Annotated in this window: 10 protein-coding genes, 3 tRNA genes and 1 pseudogene; 8 read left to right on the forward strand and 6 right to left on the reverse strand. The window is 55.0% G+C overall.

Annotation, left to right across the window (positions count from 1 at the left end):
- Positions 1–178: 178 nt before the first annotated feature.
- Both GSQ62_RS18880 and GSQ62_RS18885 read right to left on the reverse strand, forming a co-directional pair.
- The gene (locus tag GSQ62_RS18880; protein WP_161890944.1) at positions 179–1,363 is read right to left on the reverse strand and encodes an acetyl-CoA C-acyltransferase; all 1,185 of its coding nucleotides are present in this window, start codon (positions 1,361–1,363) and stop codon (positions 179–181) included.
- A 206-nt stretch (positions 1,364–1,569) separates the two neighbouring features.
- The gene (locus tag GSQ62_RS18885; RefSeq protein WP_161890945.1) at positions 1,570–2,025 is read right to left on the reverse strand and encodes a PaaI family thioesterase; all 456 of its coding nucleotides are present in this window, start codon (positions 2,023–2,025) and stop codon (positions 1,570–1,572) included.
- Positions 2,026–2,148: 123 nt separating this feature from the next.
- Between GSQ62_RS18885 and GSQ62_RS18890 the strand changes: the two genes are divergently transcribed.
- The gene (locus GSQ62_RS18890; protein WP_161890946.1) at positions 2,149–2,544 is read left to right on the forward strand and encodes a VOC family protein; all 396 of its coding nucleotides are present in this window, start codon (positions 2,149–2,151) and stop codon (positions 2,542–2,544) included.
- 9 nt (positions 2,545–2,553) lie between these two features.
- On the opposite strand, the gene GSQ62_RS18895 is transcribed toward GSQ62_RS18890, so the two are convergent.
- Positions 2,554–3,516, reverse strand: coding sequence for a tetratricopeptide repeat protein (locus tag GSQ62_RS18895; protein ID WP_161890947.1), 963 nt, complete (start codon positions 3,514–3,516; stop codon positions 2,554–2,556).
- Positions 3,513–4,484, reverse strand: a complete 972-nt coding sequence (locus GSQ62_RS18900) for a VWA domain-containing protein (RefSeq protein ID WP_161890948.1) — start codon at positions 4,482–4,484, stop codon at positions 3,513–3,515. Before GSQ62_RS18900 ends, GSQ62_RS18895 begins: the two co-directional genes overlap by 4 nt.
- Before the next feature lie 345 nt (positions 4,485–4,829).
- On the opposite strand from GSQ62_RS18900, the gene GSQ62_RS18905 reads away from it, so the two are divergent.
- The 4 genes from GSQ62_RS18905 to GSQ62_RS18920 all read left to right on the forward strand — a co-directional run bounded on the left by GSQ62_RS18905 (position 4,830) and on the right by GSQ62_RS18920 (position 9,265).
- Positions 4,830–4,916 (forward strand) — tRNA-Ser (locus GSQ62_RS18905).
- 122 nt (positions 4,917–5,038) lie between these two features.
- A tRNA-Pro gene (locus tag GSQ62_RS18910) sits at positions 5,039–5,112 on the forward strand.
- Between the two features lie 69 nt (positions 5,113–5,181).
- Positions 5,182–5,255: transfer RNA gene (locus GSQ62_RS18915), tRNA-Arg, on the forward strand.
- Between the two features lie 899 nt (positions 5,256–6,154).
- Entirely contained in the window at positions 6,155–9,265 is a 3,111-nt protein-coding gene (locus tag GSQ62_RS18920; RefSeq protein WP_202621802.1) for a transglycosylase domain-containing protein, read from the forward strand.
- 166 nt (positions 9,266–9,431) lie between these two features.
- Here GSQ62_RS18920 and GSQ62_RS18925 read toward each other — a convergent pair whose 3' ends face one another.
- Positions 9,432–10,313, reverse strand: a complete 882-nt coding sequence (locus GSQ62_RS18925; RefSeq protein ID WP_202621803.1) for an SMP-30/gluconolactonase/LRE family protein — start codon at positions 10,311–10,313, stop codon at positions 9,432–9,434.
- A gap of 593 nt (positions 10,314–10,906) precedes the next feature.
- Between GSQ62_RS18925 and GSQ62_RS18930 the strand changes: the two genes are divergently transcribed.
- The gene (locus GSQ62_RS18930; protein ID WP_317164383.1) at positions 10,907–12,151 is read left to right on the forward strand and encodes an acyltransferase family protein; all 1,245 of its coding nucleotides are present in this window, start codon (positions 10,907–10,909) and stop codon (positions 12,149–12,151) included.
- 465 nt (positions 12,152–12,616) lie between these two features.
- Here the strand turns inward: GSQ62_RS18930 and GSQ62_RS18935 are convergent.
- A pseudogene (locus GSQ62_RS18935) lies at positions 12,617–12,807 on the reverse strand (CsbD family protein).
- Between the two features lie 1,078 nt (positions 12,808–13,885).
- On the opposite strand from GSQ62_RS18935, the gene GSQ62_RS18940 reads away from it, so the two are divergent.
- Both GSQ62_RS18940 and GSQ62_RS18945 read left to right on the forward strand, forming a co-directional pair.
- Complete coding sequence (locus GSQ62_RS18940) at positions 13,886–14,650, forward strand: IS5 family transposase (RefSeq protein ID WP_161890950.1); 765 nt, start codon at positions 13,886–13,888, stop codon at positions 14,648–14,650.
- 117 nt (positions 14,651–14,767) lie between these two features.
- The gene (locus GSQ62_RS18945; RefSeq protein ID WP_161890951.1) at positions 14,768–16,033 is read left to right on the forward strand and encodes a thioredoxin family protein; all 1,266 of its coding nucleotides are present in this window, start codon (positions 14,768–14,770) and stop codon (positions 16,031–16,033) included.
- Positions 16,034–16,129: the final 96 nt, after the last annotated feature.

Consider the following 16,129-nt stretch of genomic DNA (forward strand, 5'->3'; position numbering starts at 1 on the left):
GCCCGCTTTCTGGGCCAGCCTCGTTTTGTTTTTTCGCCGGCGCGGACTTGCAGCTCGTGTCTCCTAATCTGAGATACATACGCTCCATGTTTAGCTTCTGTATAAACCTGCTATATAAACGAAGAAGCCCTACGCACTGAACGTAAGGCCTCCAATCTATATATGCCATTGTGGCAAATCACATTTTCTCAATCACGATGGAGGAGGCGCCGCCGCCGCCGTTGCATATACCGGTCACGCCGATTTTTCCGCCTTTCTTGTCCAGCACGTTGCAGAGCGTGACGAGGATGCGCGCACCGGAGGCCCCGAGCGGGTGACCCAGCGACACGGCGCCGCCGAACACGTTCACGTTGCCGCCCTCCAGGCCCAACTTCTGGTTGTTGGCGATAGACACCACCGAAAAAGCTTCGTTTATCTCGTAGTAATCTACCTCCGAGGCATCGATATGCGCATTTTTAAGAGCCTTCGGGATGGCGAGCGATGGGGTGGTGGTGAACCATATCGGGTCCTGCTCGGCATCCGCAAAGCCCAGTATTTTGGCAATAGGCTTCAGGCCCAGTTCCTCGGCTTTCTCTTTGCTCATCAGCAGCACGGCCGCAGCCCCGTCGTTCAGCGTGGAGGCGTTGGCGGCGGTCACAGTGCCTTCCTTGTCGAACACCGGGCGCAGGCCGGGTATCTTCTCAAAGTTCACCTTCCGGAACTCCTCATCCTCCGACACCACCACCGGGTCCTTGCCCCGCTGCGGAACCTCCACCGGCACAATCTCGTCTTTCAGCAGGCCAGCCTCGTTTGCCTCGGCCACTTTCCGGTAAGAGCCGATGGCGTACTCGTCCTGCATCTCGCGCGTAATCTTCAGTTCACGGGCAGTGTTCTCGGCGGCATTGCCCATATGGAAGTTGTTGTACACGTCCCACAGGCCGTCCTTCAGCAAGCCGTCCGTCATTTCGCCGTGGCCAAGCTTCGCCCCGAAGCGGGCCTTTTCCAGGTAATACGGCACGTTCGACATGCTCTCCATGCCACCCGCCACTATCACATCCTTGTGGCCCAGCATAATGGCCTGCGAGGCAAACATGATGGCCTTCGCGCCGGAGGCGCATACCTTGTTCACGGTAGTACACTCCACCTCATAGCCAAGGCCGGCAAAAATGGCCGCCTGGCGCGCGGGGGCCTGGCCCAGGTTGGCGGAGAGCACGTTGCCCATGATCACCTCCTGCACCAGGCTTTCATCGATGCCGGCTTTCTTTAAAGCACCCTTTATTGCGGCAGCCCCCAACTGGGTGGCCGTAAGGCTGGCCAGCGCCCCCCCGAAACTGCCAATCGGTGTCCGGACAGCCGAGATGATATAAACTTCCTTTGTTTCCATCGATTAATCCTGTATAGGTTTTCTCTGTGAAAGTACCAAGATTCGGGCGCAAAACCAAACGGTCGTTAGGCGGCTTAAACCGTTGCTTGTATAGGCTGAAGGATATTGATAATAAGGCCAGAGCAAGGAAAGAGCAAAGGAAGAATGGAATGAAGCGGCACATATACCGATGCTTATCCAACGGCGCACAGCTATATATAGGCGCTTCAGTTGCAGCTTATATGGGCGTTATATCCTTCCAGGCTGTCTAAAGGCTGAGTCGTTTTAAGGAACTGCCCGGTGCCGAACGCGACCTCTTTGCCCTTCTCGTTGTAAAGCGTCGCCTCCGCCACAAACAACTGCCTGCTCCGCGAGCGGAGTGTTCCCACGGCTTTCAGGGTGCCGCCGCTCACCGGCCTGATCAGATTCAGCTGAAAAGATGACGTCACGATAAACACATCCTGCACCACCGACGCCACCGCAAAGTAAGCCGCATCGTCCAGCAGCTTAAAGCAGACGGCGCCATGCACGGCGTCCGCTCCATGAAAGTAAGCGGGTTCAACCGGCAGGGTGATTTCTGCTTTGGAATGAGAAACGCTGATGCTGCTGCCTCCAAAAAGCTGCTGCACGTTGGCCTGGTGGTAGAGCCGCTCCAGCCGGCGGCAATGTTCGGTTGCGTCCATATGTCAGGTTTATATATAGGTTTGGCAAGTATACGCATTCGAGCTTAACCACTCCTGTACCCACGGTGCTTTCATATATGCGGGCGCTTTGATAGTTTCGGGTTTTGCTTGCCTGATGTATATATGACAACGAGCTACAAATACGGCGTGGGCATCAGCCACATAGAGTTTTGGGTAAAGGATTTGGAGGAGTCTCTCCGGTTCTACAGCCAACTGTTTCCCCTGATCGGGTGGCATGCCCTCACGCGCACATCGTACAGTTGCGGGGCGCATGAGATCTATTTCAAGGAGGTGCCGGTGCCGCTGCACGACAGCCTGGGTGTGCGCCATATATGTTTCCATGCCACCAGCCGCGAGGTGGTGGATGCTGTAGGAGCCTGGCTCACCAACACGGGCGGCAATATCATCCGGGGGCCGCAGCCCATGCCGCAGTACGATGCGAGTTACTTCACCGTCGACTTCCGCGACCCGAATGGCTTTGTGCTGGAGGTGGCGCACACGCCGGACATACGGCTGTAACAGCCAGCTTTACCAGTCGGGCTTCGAATGGTCCGGGGTTCTGGTCGATTTCTTGGGAAGCTGCTGGATGTACTGCAACTCGGCATTGCGCATGGCGTCCAGCAGCAGGCGCGCCTTCTCGGGGCTCATGTTCATCTGCTGCAACCGCGCCCGCCGCATCTGGGCCCGCTCGTCGCTGTCTGATATGCCCTCTGCGCTGCCGCCCTGTGGCAGCGCAGAGCCCGACTGCCCCTCCGGGTTCAGCCCCTCCGTATCGCCTGTAGCGCTGCCGCTTTGCTGCTCCCGCTCCAGTGCGCCATCAAGGCTATTGAGGCCCTTGCCCCGCCCTTCAGCACCGGCATTCTGTTGCTGCTGCCCGTCCGCGTCCGGGGCAGGCTGCTCTGTTTCTTCCTCTGTGTCTCCGTCGGCGTCCGGCTTCTTTTTCGGCTGCGGCTCCAGTTCGTCAGTTGCCGGTGGCGGCGAGGCGAGGCTGTCTGGCTCCTGCGCGTTTTCCTGCTTGTCCTGCTTTGCCTCGTGGTTGTCTTCGGGCGTTTCCGGGTGCAGGTCTATGTATTTTTTAAGCAGCTCGTAATTGTAGCGGGCAGCGTCGCTCCCAGGCTGGGCCACCAGGGCCGCCCTGTACAGCGCAAGCGCCTGCCGGTACTTTTTCTGTTTGGTGGCGATGTTGCCCAGTTGCAGGTGCGCCACCGACCGCAGATGAGGGTACGGATGACTAACCAGCAGACGGTACTCCTGCTGTGCTTCCGACCAAAGCCCTGCCCGGTAGTAGGCGTGTGCCAGGTTCAATTGCAGCTGGTCGTCGTGTGCCTCCAGATCGTACACCAGGTATTTGTAAGCGGCAATGGCCCCGGCATAGTCTTCCTGCTGGTAAGCGGCGGCGGCGCGGTCAGCGTATTCGTTGATGCGCGACAGCACGTTCAGGCCGCCGTTGAAGATGCTCACCAGGAAAAGAAGGAGGAACACGGGCTTCATATGCGTATCAGCTTAACGGTTATGAGCACATCCAGCACAATCAGGAACAGCGCCAGCGCCAGCGGGTATATGTATTTGTTGGCCGTCACGTCAATGGTTTTGCTTTCCCGCAGCTCGCCCTCTATGTTGTTGATGGCGCTGATTAGCCTGCTCACTTCACTCACCTGGTCGCTTACCTCAAAATACTGCCCGCCCGTCAGCTCGGCCAGTTGCAGCAGGGGCTCGGGGTTTAGGTACGTGGTGACAGTGCGGTTCTCGCTGTCCTGCTTGTAGCCCTTGCCCACGGGTATGCGGCCGCCCTCGGCGGTGCCGATGCCCAGCGTATATACCCGAATGTTCTGCTCCCGCAACTGCGCGGCCAGGGCCTCCACGTCATCCCCAAAATCTTCGCCGTCGCTTAGCAGCACGAGCACCCGCGCCTTCTGCTCGGCGGTTTCAGGCCCGTCGTTCTGCCGCAGCTTGTCGAGCGTGAGCTGCAGCACGGGGCCGTAGTCGGTGCCGGAGTGGGGGAGCAGGCCGGTGCTGAGGGTATGGGTATAGAGCTGCAGCGCGTTCTGGTCGTAGGTGAGGGGGCTCTGGATAAAGGCCTCGTCCGAGAAGATCATCAGCCCTATCCGGTCGGAGTTGAAGTGTTCAATCAGGCGCTGGATCTCGCGCTTCGCCTTCTCCAGCCGCGAGGGCTGCACGTCTGTGGCGTTCATCGACTGCGACAGGTCCACGGCAATGTAGAGGTCTTTCCCGATGGTCCTGATTTCCTTCTTCATCGCCCCGAAGGAGGGCCCCAACATGGCAATGAGGATGAGCAGCACGTAGAGGTGGCGCAGCACGAACTTGAACCAGACGATGTGCGGCCGCTGCCCGAAGAAGAGCGCCACCCGGCGCACCCTGAGCAGGTAGGCCACGTACAGCCCGAAGAACAGGCCGCCGAACAGGAGCTCGAGCAGGGTCAGGGTCTGGTACCAAGTCATGTGTATGGGAAACCGAAGGAAGCAGGGGCCGCTTTATAAATAAAGGCGTTGCCGCGTACAAATATACGAAAACCCGGCACATTTATTATCCCGGCAGCCTGGGCACGAAAGCCAGTTTCTGCCGTGCATGGGGCTATATGGCATACCGCCGCATGATGCCTGCCACGCAGGGGCCTGCACCGGAAATATTTTAAGGAAACGCGGGCCCGGCAAGCTGAAGCTAATCAAACAGTTAGCCTGTGCAGGCTATATAAATTGCAGGGGCGGGGCCTAAATTTTGAGGGGCGCTATTGCAGGGTTAATGCTAATGTAGTATGTTTGCAATCTCATTAGCAGAATGAGCCCGGAGAGGTGGGTGAGTGGCTGAAACCAGCAGTTTGCTAAACTGCCGTACTCGTAAGGGTACCGGGGGTTCGAATCCCCCCTTCTCCGCAAGTGAAGGACTAAAAATTTGAAAAAAGTGTTTGGCACTATCAAATCTTCACTTATATTTGCACCGCAATTAATTGTAGCAGCTGCTCAAAACGGCTGTTCAGGTTAAAGGTAAAACAGTTCGGGGTGTAGCGTAGCCCGGTATCGCGCCACATTTGGGATGTGGAGGTCGTAGGTTCGAATCCTGCCACCCCGACTAAAAAATTTCGGAAGCAATTCCGAAATTTTTTGTTTAAGGGAAGTCCGTCGCTTCCGCATAGACAATGGTCTCGTAGCTCAGCTGGATAGAGCAACTGCCTTCTAAGCAGTAGGTCTTTGGTTCGAATCCAAACGGGATCACTTCATTATCAAGCACCTATAAGTTTCAACTTATAGGTGCTTTTTTTATGTGCATACAATTTGCACACTTACCATCAGGGGGGAAAGGCAGCTGACTCCATGGGCGCCCCAGCTGCCACTTCGTAAATAAAGAAAGGGTTGCGTTTAGTACATATTTGTAACTAAAATATATGATTGACGCGATACAACCTCTGCCTTCGCACCTGCTGCTGTTCGCTGGCTTAGACAATCTGTACCTCAGAAAAGGCTGTTTTATATACAACACTCCGCTCTTGAAATAGAAGGAATGGCGTTATTCCCCTGCATGAAGCAATTCAGTTTTTAGTAGGTTTATCACCATAGAACATCTTTCTTCTTGTTACCTTGATGCTGACGATGGGCATGGACAAGAATTTATGGTAAATCTACTTTCGGCAAATAAAGCTGTGAAATAACACAGGATAGCCATTAGGGGAGAAACCGCCGGGGCCATGCTTCTCACAAAGAATAATCATAAAATATACTGAACCGCAAAGCTACATCTGTTCATAACGATGCATAAGCACATAGCTAGTATCTGGGGATGTAGTAACCAGTGTTACCAGTTGATATATTTTAATTCCACATATGACAATTTTACTGTTCATCACCCGCAAAGGAAATCCTATTCCATTGGAAAACAGCCGTACTGCTGCTCTCCGCCAGCTTTTAACAGCCATTGCCTTGTACCCTTAGCATATACTTCCTACAGCATTGCGCTTCAACCACAAAATTCTGCCTGCACAATTCACCATTAGACCCTGAAAAACGTAGTAATCTTTAAGAAGCCCTTCTGTCGATTGCCCTAAAATAGTCCCATTATGGTTATCAACAACTATGTTCCCACCCACCGGGACAGGAAAGAGAGGAAGCGAGGATCCATGCTGCTATGGATATTGCTGGGGATGCTGCTTTTGTTTGTTGGCGCTGCCCTTGCTTTTTTGATGTACGAAGCCCGTACCTCCAGGCTCCAGGCGCGGGAGATCTCACGCTACGCAGCCTCCCTGGCATATGATCTGCAGCCTGGCCTCAGCGACTCGGTCGTGTATCCTGGGAACGGCCCCTTTGACAAGCGCCTTGGGTATGCTCAATTGCCAAACCTGCTGAACCGTGGACGACAGCATGGTATGGAGGTGGCCTTCCAGTCATGTTTCTCTCCCTCCCTGCTGGAGTATACCTCCCGCGGCTATTTTGCACCTTATCAGGAGAAAACACAGACAGGCCTAAACATTATTGACAGCCGGGGCGAGTCTGTGTACCAGTCGCTTTACCCCAGGCTTATATATGACAGTTTCGAAGCGGTGCCTTCCTTGGTGGTGCAACCCCTGCTGTTCATTGAAAACAGGGAACTGCTGGACACAGCCAGGCTATATATGAACCCGGCTGTTGACTGGGGGCGCTTTACCAAAGCCATTTTATATGAGGCGGCCAGGTCTGTCGGGCTCGATTACAAAAGCATAGGCGGCAGCACCCTGGCCACCCAGATGGAGAAGTACCGCCACTCTCCGGCAGGCATCACCACCGACCCCCGCGAGAAACTGCGCCAGATGGTTTCCGCCAGCGTGCGGGCGTACCAGGCGGGGCCGGAAACACTGCCCGCCCGCCAGAAAATCGTGCTTGCCTATGTGAATTCGGTCCCGCTGGCGGCGGCCCCGGGGTTTGGGGAGGTGCACGGCCTGGGCGACGGGGTGCGGGTTTGGTTCGGCGCCGATTTCGACGAGTTGAACCGGCTGCTTCGCCTCCCGGAGGCGAAGGGCGATACGCTGCTGGCGCAGGGGCTGGCGCTGCGCCAGGTCATCTCCCTGATGATTGCCCAGCGCCGGCCCTCCTATTACCTGCGTGACGGTGGCCGCGCGGAGTTAAACGCTCTCACAGGGAGCTACCTGCGCCTGCTGGCCGCCAACGGCTACATCAGTCCGCAACTGCGGGACGCCGGGCTCGCCAGGGAGGTGACATTCCGGGATTTCAATGAAGATGCGCCCGTAACACCGAAAGAGACAGACAAAGGCATCCTGATGGTTCGTACCCACCTTTCCGAACTGCTGGGCACCACGCTATATGACCTCGACCGGCTGGACCTCTCCGCCACCACCACACTGCAGCGTGATTTGCAGGAGCAGGTGAGCGCCTACCTCAGCCATTTGAGTGATCCCGCTTTCGCCGATTCCGTCGGACTCTTCGGGGAGCGCCTGCTTTCGCCCGCGGAGACCCGTCAGGTGCGCTACAGCTTTACCTTGCTGGAGCGCACGCCGCAGGGCAACATGGTGCGCGTGCAGACCGACAACACGGATCAGCCATTCGATATAAACGAAGGGAGCAAACTGGAACTGGGCTCCACGGCCAAGCTGCGTGTGTTTGTCACGTACCTGCAGGTGGTGGCCGAGGTTCACCAGCGCTACGCCGCACAACCCCAGCAGGCCCTGCGCGAGGCGCTGGCAAAGCCGCAGGACAACCTGACCCGCTGGGGGCTGGGCTACCTGCTGCATGCGCAGGACAAAAGCCTGCCCGCGATGCTGCGCGCGGCAACCGCGCGGCGTTATTCTGCCAGCCCCCATGAAGTGTTCTTTACTGGCGGGGGCCAGCATACTTTCCACAACTTCCGGAGCGAGGACAACGGCAGCAACCCCACTGTGCGGGAGGCCTTGCTGAAATCCATCAACCTGCCCTTTATAAGGTTGATGCGCGACCTGGTGCGCTACAGCACGTATCAGGTGGTGGACAACCCGGCGCAGCTGATGCAGGATGTGCGCGACCCACGCCGCCGGGAGTACCTGACGCGGTTTGCTGACCGCGAGGGGAGGATGTACCTGCTGCGCTTCTGGCGCAAGTACAACGGCAAGAGCCCGGAAGAGCGCCTGGACCTGTTTCTCAGCGGGCTGCGCCAGAACCCGGTGCGGGTGGCCGCCTCGCACCGTTACCTCTACCCGGAAACAGACTCCGTCAGCTTCGAGAAGCTGCTGCACAGCCGCTTGCCAGGCGAGAGGCTTACCCATGCCCGCATCATGGAGCTGTACCACCGGTATGGCCCTGATGCCTACAACCTCCCGGACCAGGGCTATATAGCCCGCGTCCACCCGCTGGAACTGTGGCTGCTGAGTTACCTGCGCCGGCACCCCGGCGCAGGCTGGGCCGATGTAGTGGAGGCCAGCAAGGAAGAGCGGCAGGGGGTATATACCTGGCTGTTTCGCACGCGCTTCAAGTATGCCCGTGACTCGCGCATCCGCACGATGTTGGAGCTGGAGGCCTTCCGGGATATGCAGGAGCGCTGGGAGAAACTCGGCTATCCTTTCGGCAGCCTGGTGCCTTCGCTCGCCACCGCCATCGGTTCTTCCGGCGACCGCCCGGCGGCGCTCGCGGAACTGATGGGCATCATCCTGAACAATGGGGTGCGCCAGAAGTCTGTCCGCATCGACAACCTGCACTTTGCCGCCGGCACCCCCTATGAAACCGTGCTCCGGCCATTGGCAGTGGAAGCGGAGCAGGTGCTGGCGCCGGAAGTGGCCGCCGCCGTGCGGGAGGCGCTGACGGAGGTGGTGGACAAGGGCACCGCGCGCCGCCTGCAGGGGAGTTTCACCGGGGCTGACGGGAAACTTTTGGCCGTAGGTGGCAAAACCGGCACCGGCGACAACCGGCTGGTGACGGTCAGCGCCGGGGGGCACCGCCTGACTTCCCGCGCCGTCAACCGCACGGCCACTTTTGTCTTCTTCCTCGGCGACAGCCATTTCGGCACGCTGACAGCCTTTGTGCCCGGCAAACAGGCGGCAGCTTTCCACTTCACCTCATCGCTTCCCATCCAGGTGCTGCGCGGCATGGCCCCCATCCTGCAGCCATATCTGGAGCCGGGCGTTAACGGCCCTGCTCCTGAAGCTCCCAAAACTCCGGAAGCCGACGGAAAATTGTTAGTGGTGCAGGGAGCGGAGGCTAAATCGGTGCAGCAAGAATCAGGGTTATACGCCCAGGCGGCAGACAGTACTCTTCACGCTGATTTTTAATACATAAGTGAGGGGTATAACACTGGAGGCATATATAAACGGCAGCTCTTTGTTGCTGCCGTTTATATATGCCTCCAGTGTTTACTTTAGTTGGGTTATGAGAAACTCAGGACATATAGCTGGTGCAGAGTTTATCGCCTGCTATATATTGGCCCCACAGGCATTACTAATAATCAAGCTTATAGGCTACTACCCTGTTCTTGAGGAAGGTTGGCACCAGCACCAGTTGCTCATCCGCGATATAATCAATGTCAGCGGTGTTGGACTCTTCGCCCTTGGTGTCGAGCAGCAGGTGCTCCTTGCCGTTGCGGATCAAATAGATTTCCCCCTGCCAGCGGCTGGCGAGGTAGGTGCTGTCGTCGATGATGACCAGGCCGTCGCCCCCGGTTACTGTTTCATTCACGGGTTCGATGCTCTTGTCCTGCATGTTGTACTTGCGCAGTCCTTTTCCGTCTAGCACAAACAGCTCACCCGCCTCGTTAAAGGATAGCCCGTTGATGCCCTCCAGCCCTTCGGCTACGGTGATGACCTTTCCGTCCTCCAGCACATGCACGGTTCCTTTCGAGGAGTCGGTCACGTAGATTTTCTCGCCGTCTGTTGCCGCATCGTTCAGGAAGGTGGCGCCCTGCACCGGATAGCGGTTTGCGATAGCGCTGTCGGCCACGTTTATCTCCACCACCTCGTCGATGTCAGTGACGTAAAGCTTGCCGTCCAGCAGGGCCATGCCCTTCGGCGCGTTCAGCCCCGTTACCCACTTCAGCTGCGCAACGGTCCCGTCGGGCCGCAGCGTGGAGATAAAGCCTTCCCCGTCTTTGGTAGAGTGGTCGCCCTGGATGTTGCTGACATAGATGATATCGGCGTCTTTATCGTAGAGGGTCGATTCGGCTGTGGTCATCACCGTGTCGGTCTCCCAGGCCTTGGTGAGGGTGGGCTCCGCGGGTGCCTCGTTGGCGGCAGTTTCTGTTTCCAGGGTTTCCTTGTTTTCTGTGTCTCCGGAGCAGGAGTACAAGGCAGCAGCGAGGAACAGGAGCGAAAAGGAATTCTTCATAGTCAGTTGGTTTTAGCGTGAAAAAAGGTTTTAATATTCATATTACAAAATATTTTTGTCATACGGAAATCCGGCACCATCAGACAAAACTATGGCTTCTTTCTAATTTTCGGCATATACGGGTGAAGATAATTGCCCGAGGAAGGGATGCTTTCTGCCCGGACAAGCGCCGATGGCGCTGCCGCAGAGCAAAAACCCAGAGAGGAAGCAGGTCTATACAGGAACCGCCCCGCTGCATCTGTGGCAGACGGCAGCATGATTTACTGTGCCCTATAAGTTTTGAGTACCATATAAATTTGCTAATATGGCAGGAGGTTCAGTGTGGTTCTCCTGATGCCGCTGGTTCAGGCCTTTTCATAAACGCTGTGGCACGCTATACCGCAGACAACTCTGTAGGGCTGAGCCATATATAGCCAACCGAGCGTGGCGGGAGGGACGGAGGCTTTTCTATATATAAAGGCTGCTGTATCCAGTCCGGTGGGCAGTTATCGACAGGCAGAGCCATACGGAGATATGGCTGGAGGAAGGGCGCGCGGGAACCTGGCGCAGTAGCTTTTGCTGAGAATGAGTGGTCACAGAAAAATATAGACTTTATGCAAGCTGTATCTACCCCCGAAACGGAACAGTCCGTTGCCTCTGCCCCCATTGTGAATCCGGCTGCCCCCCGTGTGCAGCGGGTCGCCTCGATTGATGTGTACCGGGGCTTCGTCATGCTGCTGATGATGGCGGAGGTGCTGTCGCTCCCCGCCGTGGCCGAAGCCCTGCCCGAAAGCTCGTTCTGGCGGTTCCTGGCGTTTCACCAAAGCCATGTGCCTTGGACGTGGCTCAGCCTGCACGACCTGATTCAGCCGTCCTTCACGTTTCTGGTAGGGGTGGTGCTGCCCTACTCCGTGGCCAGTCGCCTGGCGAAAGGGGCAATTTTCAAGTCTTTGTTGGGGCATGCCATCAAGCGCTCCCTGATCCTGATTTTCCTGGGTATTTTCCTGCGTTCGATGCATTCGGAGCAGACCAATTTCACGTTTGAGGATACCCTTACCCAGATTGGCCTGGGCTATACCTTTCTGTTTATTTTAGGGTTTTACTCGCAGCGCGTGCAACTCGCGGCGCTCCTGCTCATTTTGGGTGGCTATTGGCTGGCCTTTGCCCTGTACCCCTTGCCCGGCGCCGCCTTTGACTATATGGCCTCGGGCGTAACCCCCGACTGGGCGCACAACCTGAGCGGGTTCGCGGCGCACTGGAACAAAAACACGAACCTTGCCTGGGCTTTCGACCGCTGGTTCCTGAACCTCTTCCCCCGGGAGAGCCCCTTTCTGTACAATGGCGGCGGCTATGCCACGCTGAGTTTTATCCCTACGCTGGGCACCATGATTCTGGGCCTGCTGGCGGGCAACAGGCTGAAGTCGGCTGGCACAGACAGGGAGAAGCTGAGGTTTTTTGTCATAACCGGCATGAGCCTGATGGCCTTCGGCGTGCTGCTGCACGTTACCGGCATCAACCCTGTCGTGAAGCGCATCTGGACCCCGGCGTGGACTGTCTTCAGCGGGGGCATCTGTTTTCTGTTCCTGGCTTTCTTTTATGCTGTGATAGACGTGGCGCACCAGAAGAAATGGTCTTTCTTCCTGATGGTGATCGGTGTCAACTCCATCGCCGCCTATGTCATCGCCGACGGCGGCATCAAAACGGTCATCATGGACTCGCTCTACATACATTTAGGCCAGAACTTCGATAATGTGTTTGGTCCGGCCTATGCCACGCTGGTTGCCGGCGGGCTGGTGCTGTTATTCGAATGGCTGATTCTGTACTGGATGTATAAGAGGAGGATATTTATTAAAATATAGAAAAAGCGCAGGATGCAGGATGGCTAATTGCATAGTTATTTCCTATTGCTTCCTTTGCTTAAGATTTCCAAAAATTAGCAGTATCCCGGTAAAGTTATCGGCTGTGGCAGCAATGCTGTAGCCAATAAGGACACCATACGCATCTGAATCTGCGCCCAGTTATGTGAGGCGTGACCGGATGACACAGAACGCAAGAATGACAATTCCTTTTGTGTATCTGAGGGACCTGTTCGTACTTTCCAGGAGCACCATAATATAGATGAATCGTTCCGGTTTTAGAAAAATGTTTTTCAATCCCTCTGAGGAAGGAGGAGGCGTATATAGTGGCCGTAATTGAATAGCTTTAAAATTTACGTATTAGAAGTTAAGAAGCGCTTCTCCGCCTGATGGTAAAGGTGCGCTAACAACAAAAATCCCCGTATCGAGGGCAGTGCCGGATGCGGGGATTTTGTAGCGTTTAATGGCTTATAAGGAGTCTATCCATTTCTTCATTTCGCCTTTCGCTTTGCCGGTTTTCTGCTGTAGCCTGCCCAGCCACTCGTCTTGCTTACCTTCTTCATAGGTCATGTCATCATCGGTCAGGTTACCATACTGTTGCTTCACTTTCCCTTCAACTCGTTCCAGTTGCCCCGGGTTCTGTATTCTGTCTCGTCCATGGTTGGTTTTCTTTAGTGTATAAGACGCATATAGTTTTACGTGCCTGGTGTGGGAGCGTTATGTAGGGCTCTACTGAAAATCTTTCCCTATGAGGAGCGGGGCCTGCATGAGTTACAGAATGAAAGGCAAAGCAGAATAATGTTTAAACAGTGGTAAGTAAGGGCTCATTCATTAGATGGCTATGTATTGTTTATTCAGAAAACCTTTTGCATATTTGGTGAGTAATGGCAGTAGGGCGGCGTATGGTTGGTACAGCAGGCCAAACAGAAAAAAGCATGCCGTTGTGCCATTACGTGCTTCTAGACAGTGTGGAGTGCTTCTGCTCTTCTGCTAAAATTCATATTGCCGCCTTATCAGCCGCCAACGAGCGTTCGCTACCTTGAAAACAATACTTAAGCCTAAAATTACCCTGATAGGGTGCGGTATTGTTTTGCTTTTGTTCCAGTGAATAACGTTTCACCATCTTAACACCAACGTATGAAGAAAATTTACACTACATCTCAGGTGCGCCCCAAGCGCACCTGAGATGTAGTCCATCACAAAAGAAAAGGTTCGTCATACTTCTGGCCGCCTTATGCTTGGCGCAGGGGGCGGAAGCCTCTTCGCTGCCTGGCTCCCGTCGAACTGGACTGAGGAGAGGTCCAGCAGCCTGCGTTTACTTTCGATAAATTCACCCGTACCTTTCTCAGGCTGCCATCCCCTGTTCACTTCTTGAAGTGGTGGTACATCCCTTGCCAGCTCATCGGCCTGCCCCCGCAGAACTCCTTGGTGGGCACTCTCGCCACTAGCGGCCCGTCTTGAGCCTGTAGAGAATGGCCGACACAAGCGCTGCAGGTTCCACCTGTAGCTTAGAGCCTCTTCTACCAACACTCAGGAGAGGAACTATCCAACGATTTATGCTATCTTCGCTCAGGACTTCCGTTGAACTAGATTCAGGTGTAAAACGTCTTTGCAAACATTCTTACTTGCATAGTTCTTTGGAAGTTAGTAAACTCTAAGAGCATGTTTAAATTTTAGTCAGCATTAAAAAAAGAGCGAGTCAGTCCGTAAGTTAAAAGTGACCAAACTATCAAGCTTATGGAATCTCAGTACAAGAGACTTACTGACTCGCAATGGGAAGTGGTTTGGCAATCGTTGCCTATAGAGAGAAAACGCAAACACTCGCTGCGAGTTATAGTGGACGCTATTTTTTACATGCTCCGGGTGGCCGGCCAGTGGCGCAACCTGCCTGAGGGGCTTTTCCCCAAGTGGCAACTGGTGTATTACTACTTCGACAAGTGGCAGGCGGACGGCACGCTGGAGAGGCTCAACTTCACGCTCAACATCAGGGAGCGCAACAGGCAGGGCAAAGAAGCCTCGCCGAGTCTGCTGAGCATTGACTCGCAGCCTGTTAAAGTGGCTCCTTTTGTGTCTGGGGAGACGGGCGTGGACTGCAACAAGAAGGTCAATGGAAGAAAGCGGCACCTGATCACCGACACCCTGGGGCTGGTGTGGGGCGTGGTGGTGCACAGCGCCAACAAGGCCGATGGGGCGCTGGCCGGGCGGGTGGTGGCCCCGCTCAGGGGGTACCTGCACCGGATGGAGAAGATACTGGCCGATGCGGCCTATGAGCAGGTGTTCATGGAGTGGGTGAGCGAAAACCTGCTGGGAGTGGAACTGGAGATAAGCTCCAAACCACCGGGCACAGCGGGCTTTGTGCCCGTCAAGTGGCGATGGGTGACAGAGCGGGCTTTCGGCATGTTCAACTTCTTCAGAAGGCTCGATAAGGACCATGAAAAAACACCCCGAAGCGCCGAAAGCTGGGTGCTGTGGCATAGCTGCCAAATTATATTGAACAGATAAAATTGAAAATCAGGCAATTAAAATTTAAACACGCTCTAAACAGATTCAATGGTATCAACATTTATTTTTATAATTTGGGCAGAGAAAAAAAATATTTTAACTTTTTGCAAACACATCATGAGAACACAACTTTTTGTTATTCTATTCCTTGTTATAGAAGTTGCAGAGGCCCAGAACGCCACAGGAGTTAAGTTTGAGCAGGGGCTCAGCTGGGCGCAGGTCCAGGAAAAGGCAAAGCAGGAAAATAAATACATCTTCGTGGACGTGTTCACCACTTGGTGCGGTCCCTGCAAGCTGATGGACAGGGATGTCTTCCCCCGGCAGAAGGTCGGCGAGTTCTTCAACGCTTACTTCATAAGTGTCAAAGTCCAGGCGGACACTACCGAGAAGGACACGGAAGAAGTGAGAAAGTGGCACGAGGCTGCTCGGGCCTTGGCCAAGGCCTACAACATCAGCAGTTACCCCACCTTTCTCTTTTTTGACCCAGAAGGAGAGCTTGTCCACAGGCTGAACGGGGGCTCACCCACCGGGGAGGAGTTCATAGCAAAGGCAGAAGCCGCCCTGGGCGGGTACCACAGGCAGAAGCGGCAGTTCCAGACCGGGGAAAGAGACCCGGCGTTCCTCTTAGGGCTAATCAAGTCAGCGCAGCTGATGAATGACAGGGAAACGCTTCCCGCCGTCACGAACGAGTACCTGGCAACCCAGCAGGATCTCCTGACCGAGGAGAACCTGAGGCTCATCTCCACGGCAACCGCCAGAACGACAGACCCGGGCTTTGCGGTTCTAAGAGACCGCGCCGACAGGGCCGACTCGGTTTTAGGGGAGGGGACGAGCAGAGAAATAGTCAGGACGGTTGTCTTTGACGAGCTGGTTTTTCCGCACCTGAAAATCAACGGCGTCAAGAAGGACTATGGCGGCGGGATGGTCTCCTATTCGGGCGAGGTGAACAAAGACGTGGACTGGGAGGAAATAGAAAAGAGGCTGAACCTGGAGTTCCCGGATCTGGCAGAGGAAATAATGGTGACTTCAAAGCCCATGTATTACAAGTGGCTGCAGGACTGGCCGGCGTTTGTCAGCAGCGTTTCTTCATACAGAAGCAAAATAGACAAAACCCGGCTGAACAGCTACGCCAACGACGTCTTCCTCTTTAGCGAGGACCCGCAAAGCCTGAGACAGGCTTTGGGCTGGTCAAGAGGTACGTTAGTGGGGGACAATAAGAAGAACCCCCTTTTCTTGTCCACCTATGCGAATTTGTTGTACAAGACAGGAAAGAAGGAGGAGGCCATAAAAGTCATGGAAGAAGCGGCTGAGCTGGCAGGAGAGGGAGGAGGCCACCTGACGGAGGTTATCGCCAAAATGAAGAGTGGCAAGGAAACATGGTGATTAAGAAGATTAATCAATGCTAACATGGAGTTATTACCTTTGACTGGAGGGACTTTGATAGGCGGATTTAGGTATATCATTAAATTTGACTGTTAT

This window comes from Pontibacter russatus (genome assembly GCF_009931655.1).
Classification (GTDB): domain Bacteria; phylum Bacteroidota; class Bacteroidia; order Cytophagales; family Hymenobacteraceae; genus Pontibacter; species Pontibacter russatus.

Bases quoted from the DNA above. Each gene is read 5' to 3' on its own strand.
- GSQ62_RS18880 (WP_161890944.1), bottom strand. From the start codon at position 1,363: ATGGAAACAAAGGAAGTTTATATCATCTCGGCTGTCCGGACACCGATT.
- GSQ62_RS18885 (WP_161890945.1), bottom strand. From the start codon at position 2,025: ATGGACGCAACCGAACATTGCCGCCGGCTGGAGCGGCTCTACCACCAG.
- GSQ62_RS18890 (WP_161890946.1), top strand. From the start codon at position 2,149: ATGACAACGAGCTACAAATACGGCGTGGGCATCAGCCACATAGAGTTT.
- GSQ62_RS18895 (WP_161890947.1), bottom strand. From the start codon at position 3,516: ATGAAGCCCGTGTTCCTCCTTCTTTTCCTGGTGAGCATCTTCAACGGC.
- GSQ62_RS18900 (WP_161890948.1), bottom strand. From the start codon at position 4,484: ATGACTTGGTACCAGACCCTGACCCTGCTCGAGCTCCTGTTCGGCGGC.
- GSQ62_RS18920 (WP_202621802.1), top strand. From the start codon at position 6,155: ATGCTGCTATGGATATTGCTGGGGATGCTGCTTTTGTTTGTTGGCGCT.
- GSQ62_RS18925 (WP_202621803.1), bottom strand. From the start codon at position 10,313: ATGAAGAATTCCTTTTCGCTCCTGTTCCTCGCTGCTGCCTTGTACTCC.
- GSQ62_RS18930 (WP_317164383.1), top strand. From the start codon at position 10,907: ATGCAAGCTGTATCTACCCCCGAAACGGAACAGTCCGTTGCCTCTGCC.
- GSQ62_RS18940 (WP_161890950.1), top strand. From the start codon at position 13,886: ATGGAATCTCAGTACAAGAGACTTACTGACTCGCAATGGGAAGTGGTT.
- GSQ62_RS18945 (WP_161890951.1), top strand. From the start codon at position 14,768: ATGAGAACACAACTTTTTGTTATTCTATTCCTTGTTATAGAAGTTGCA.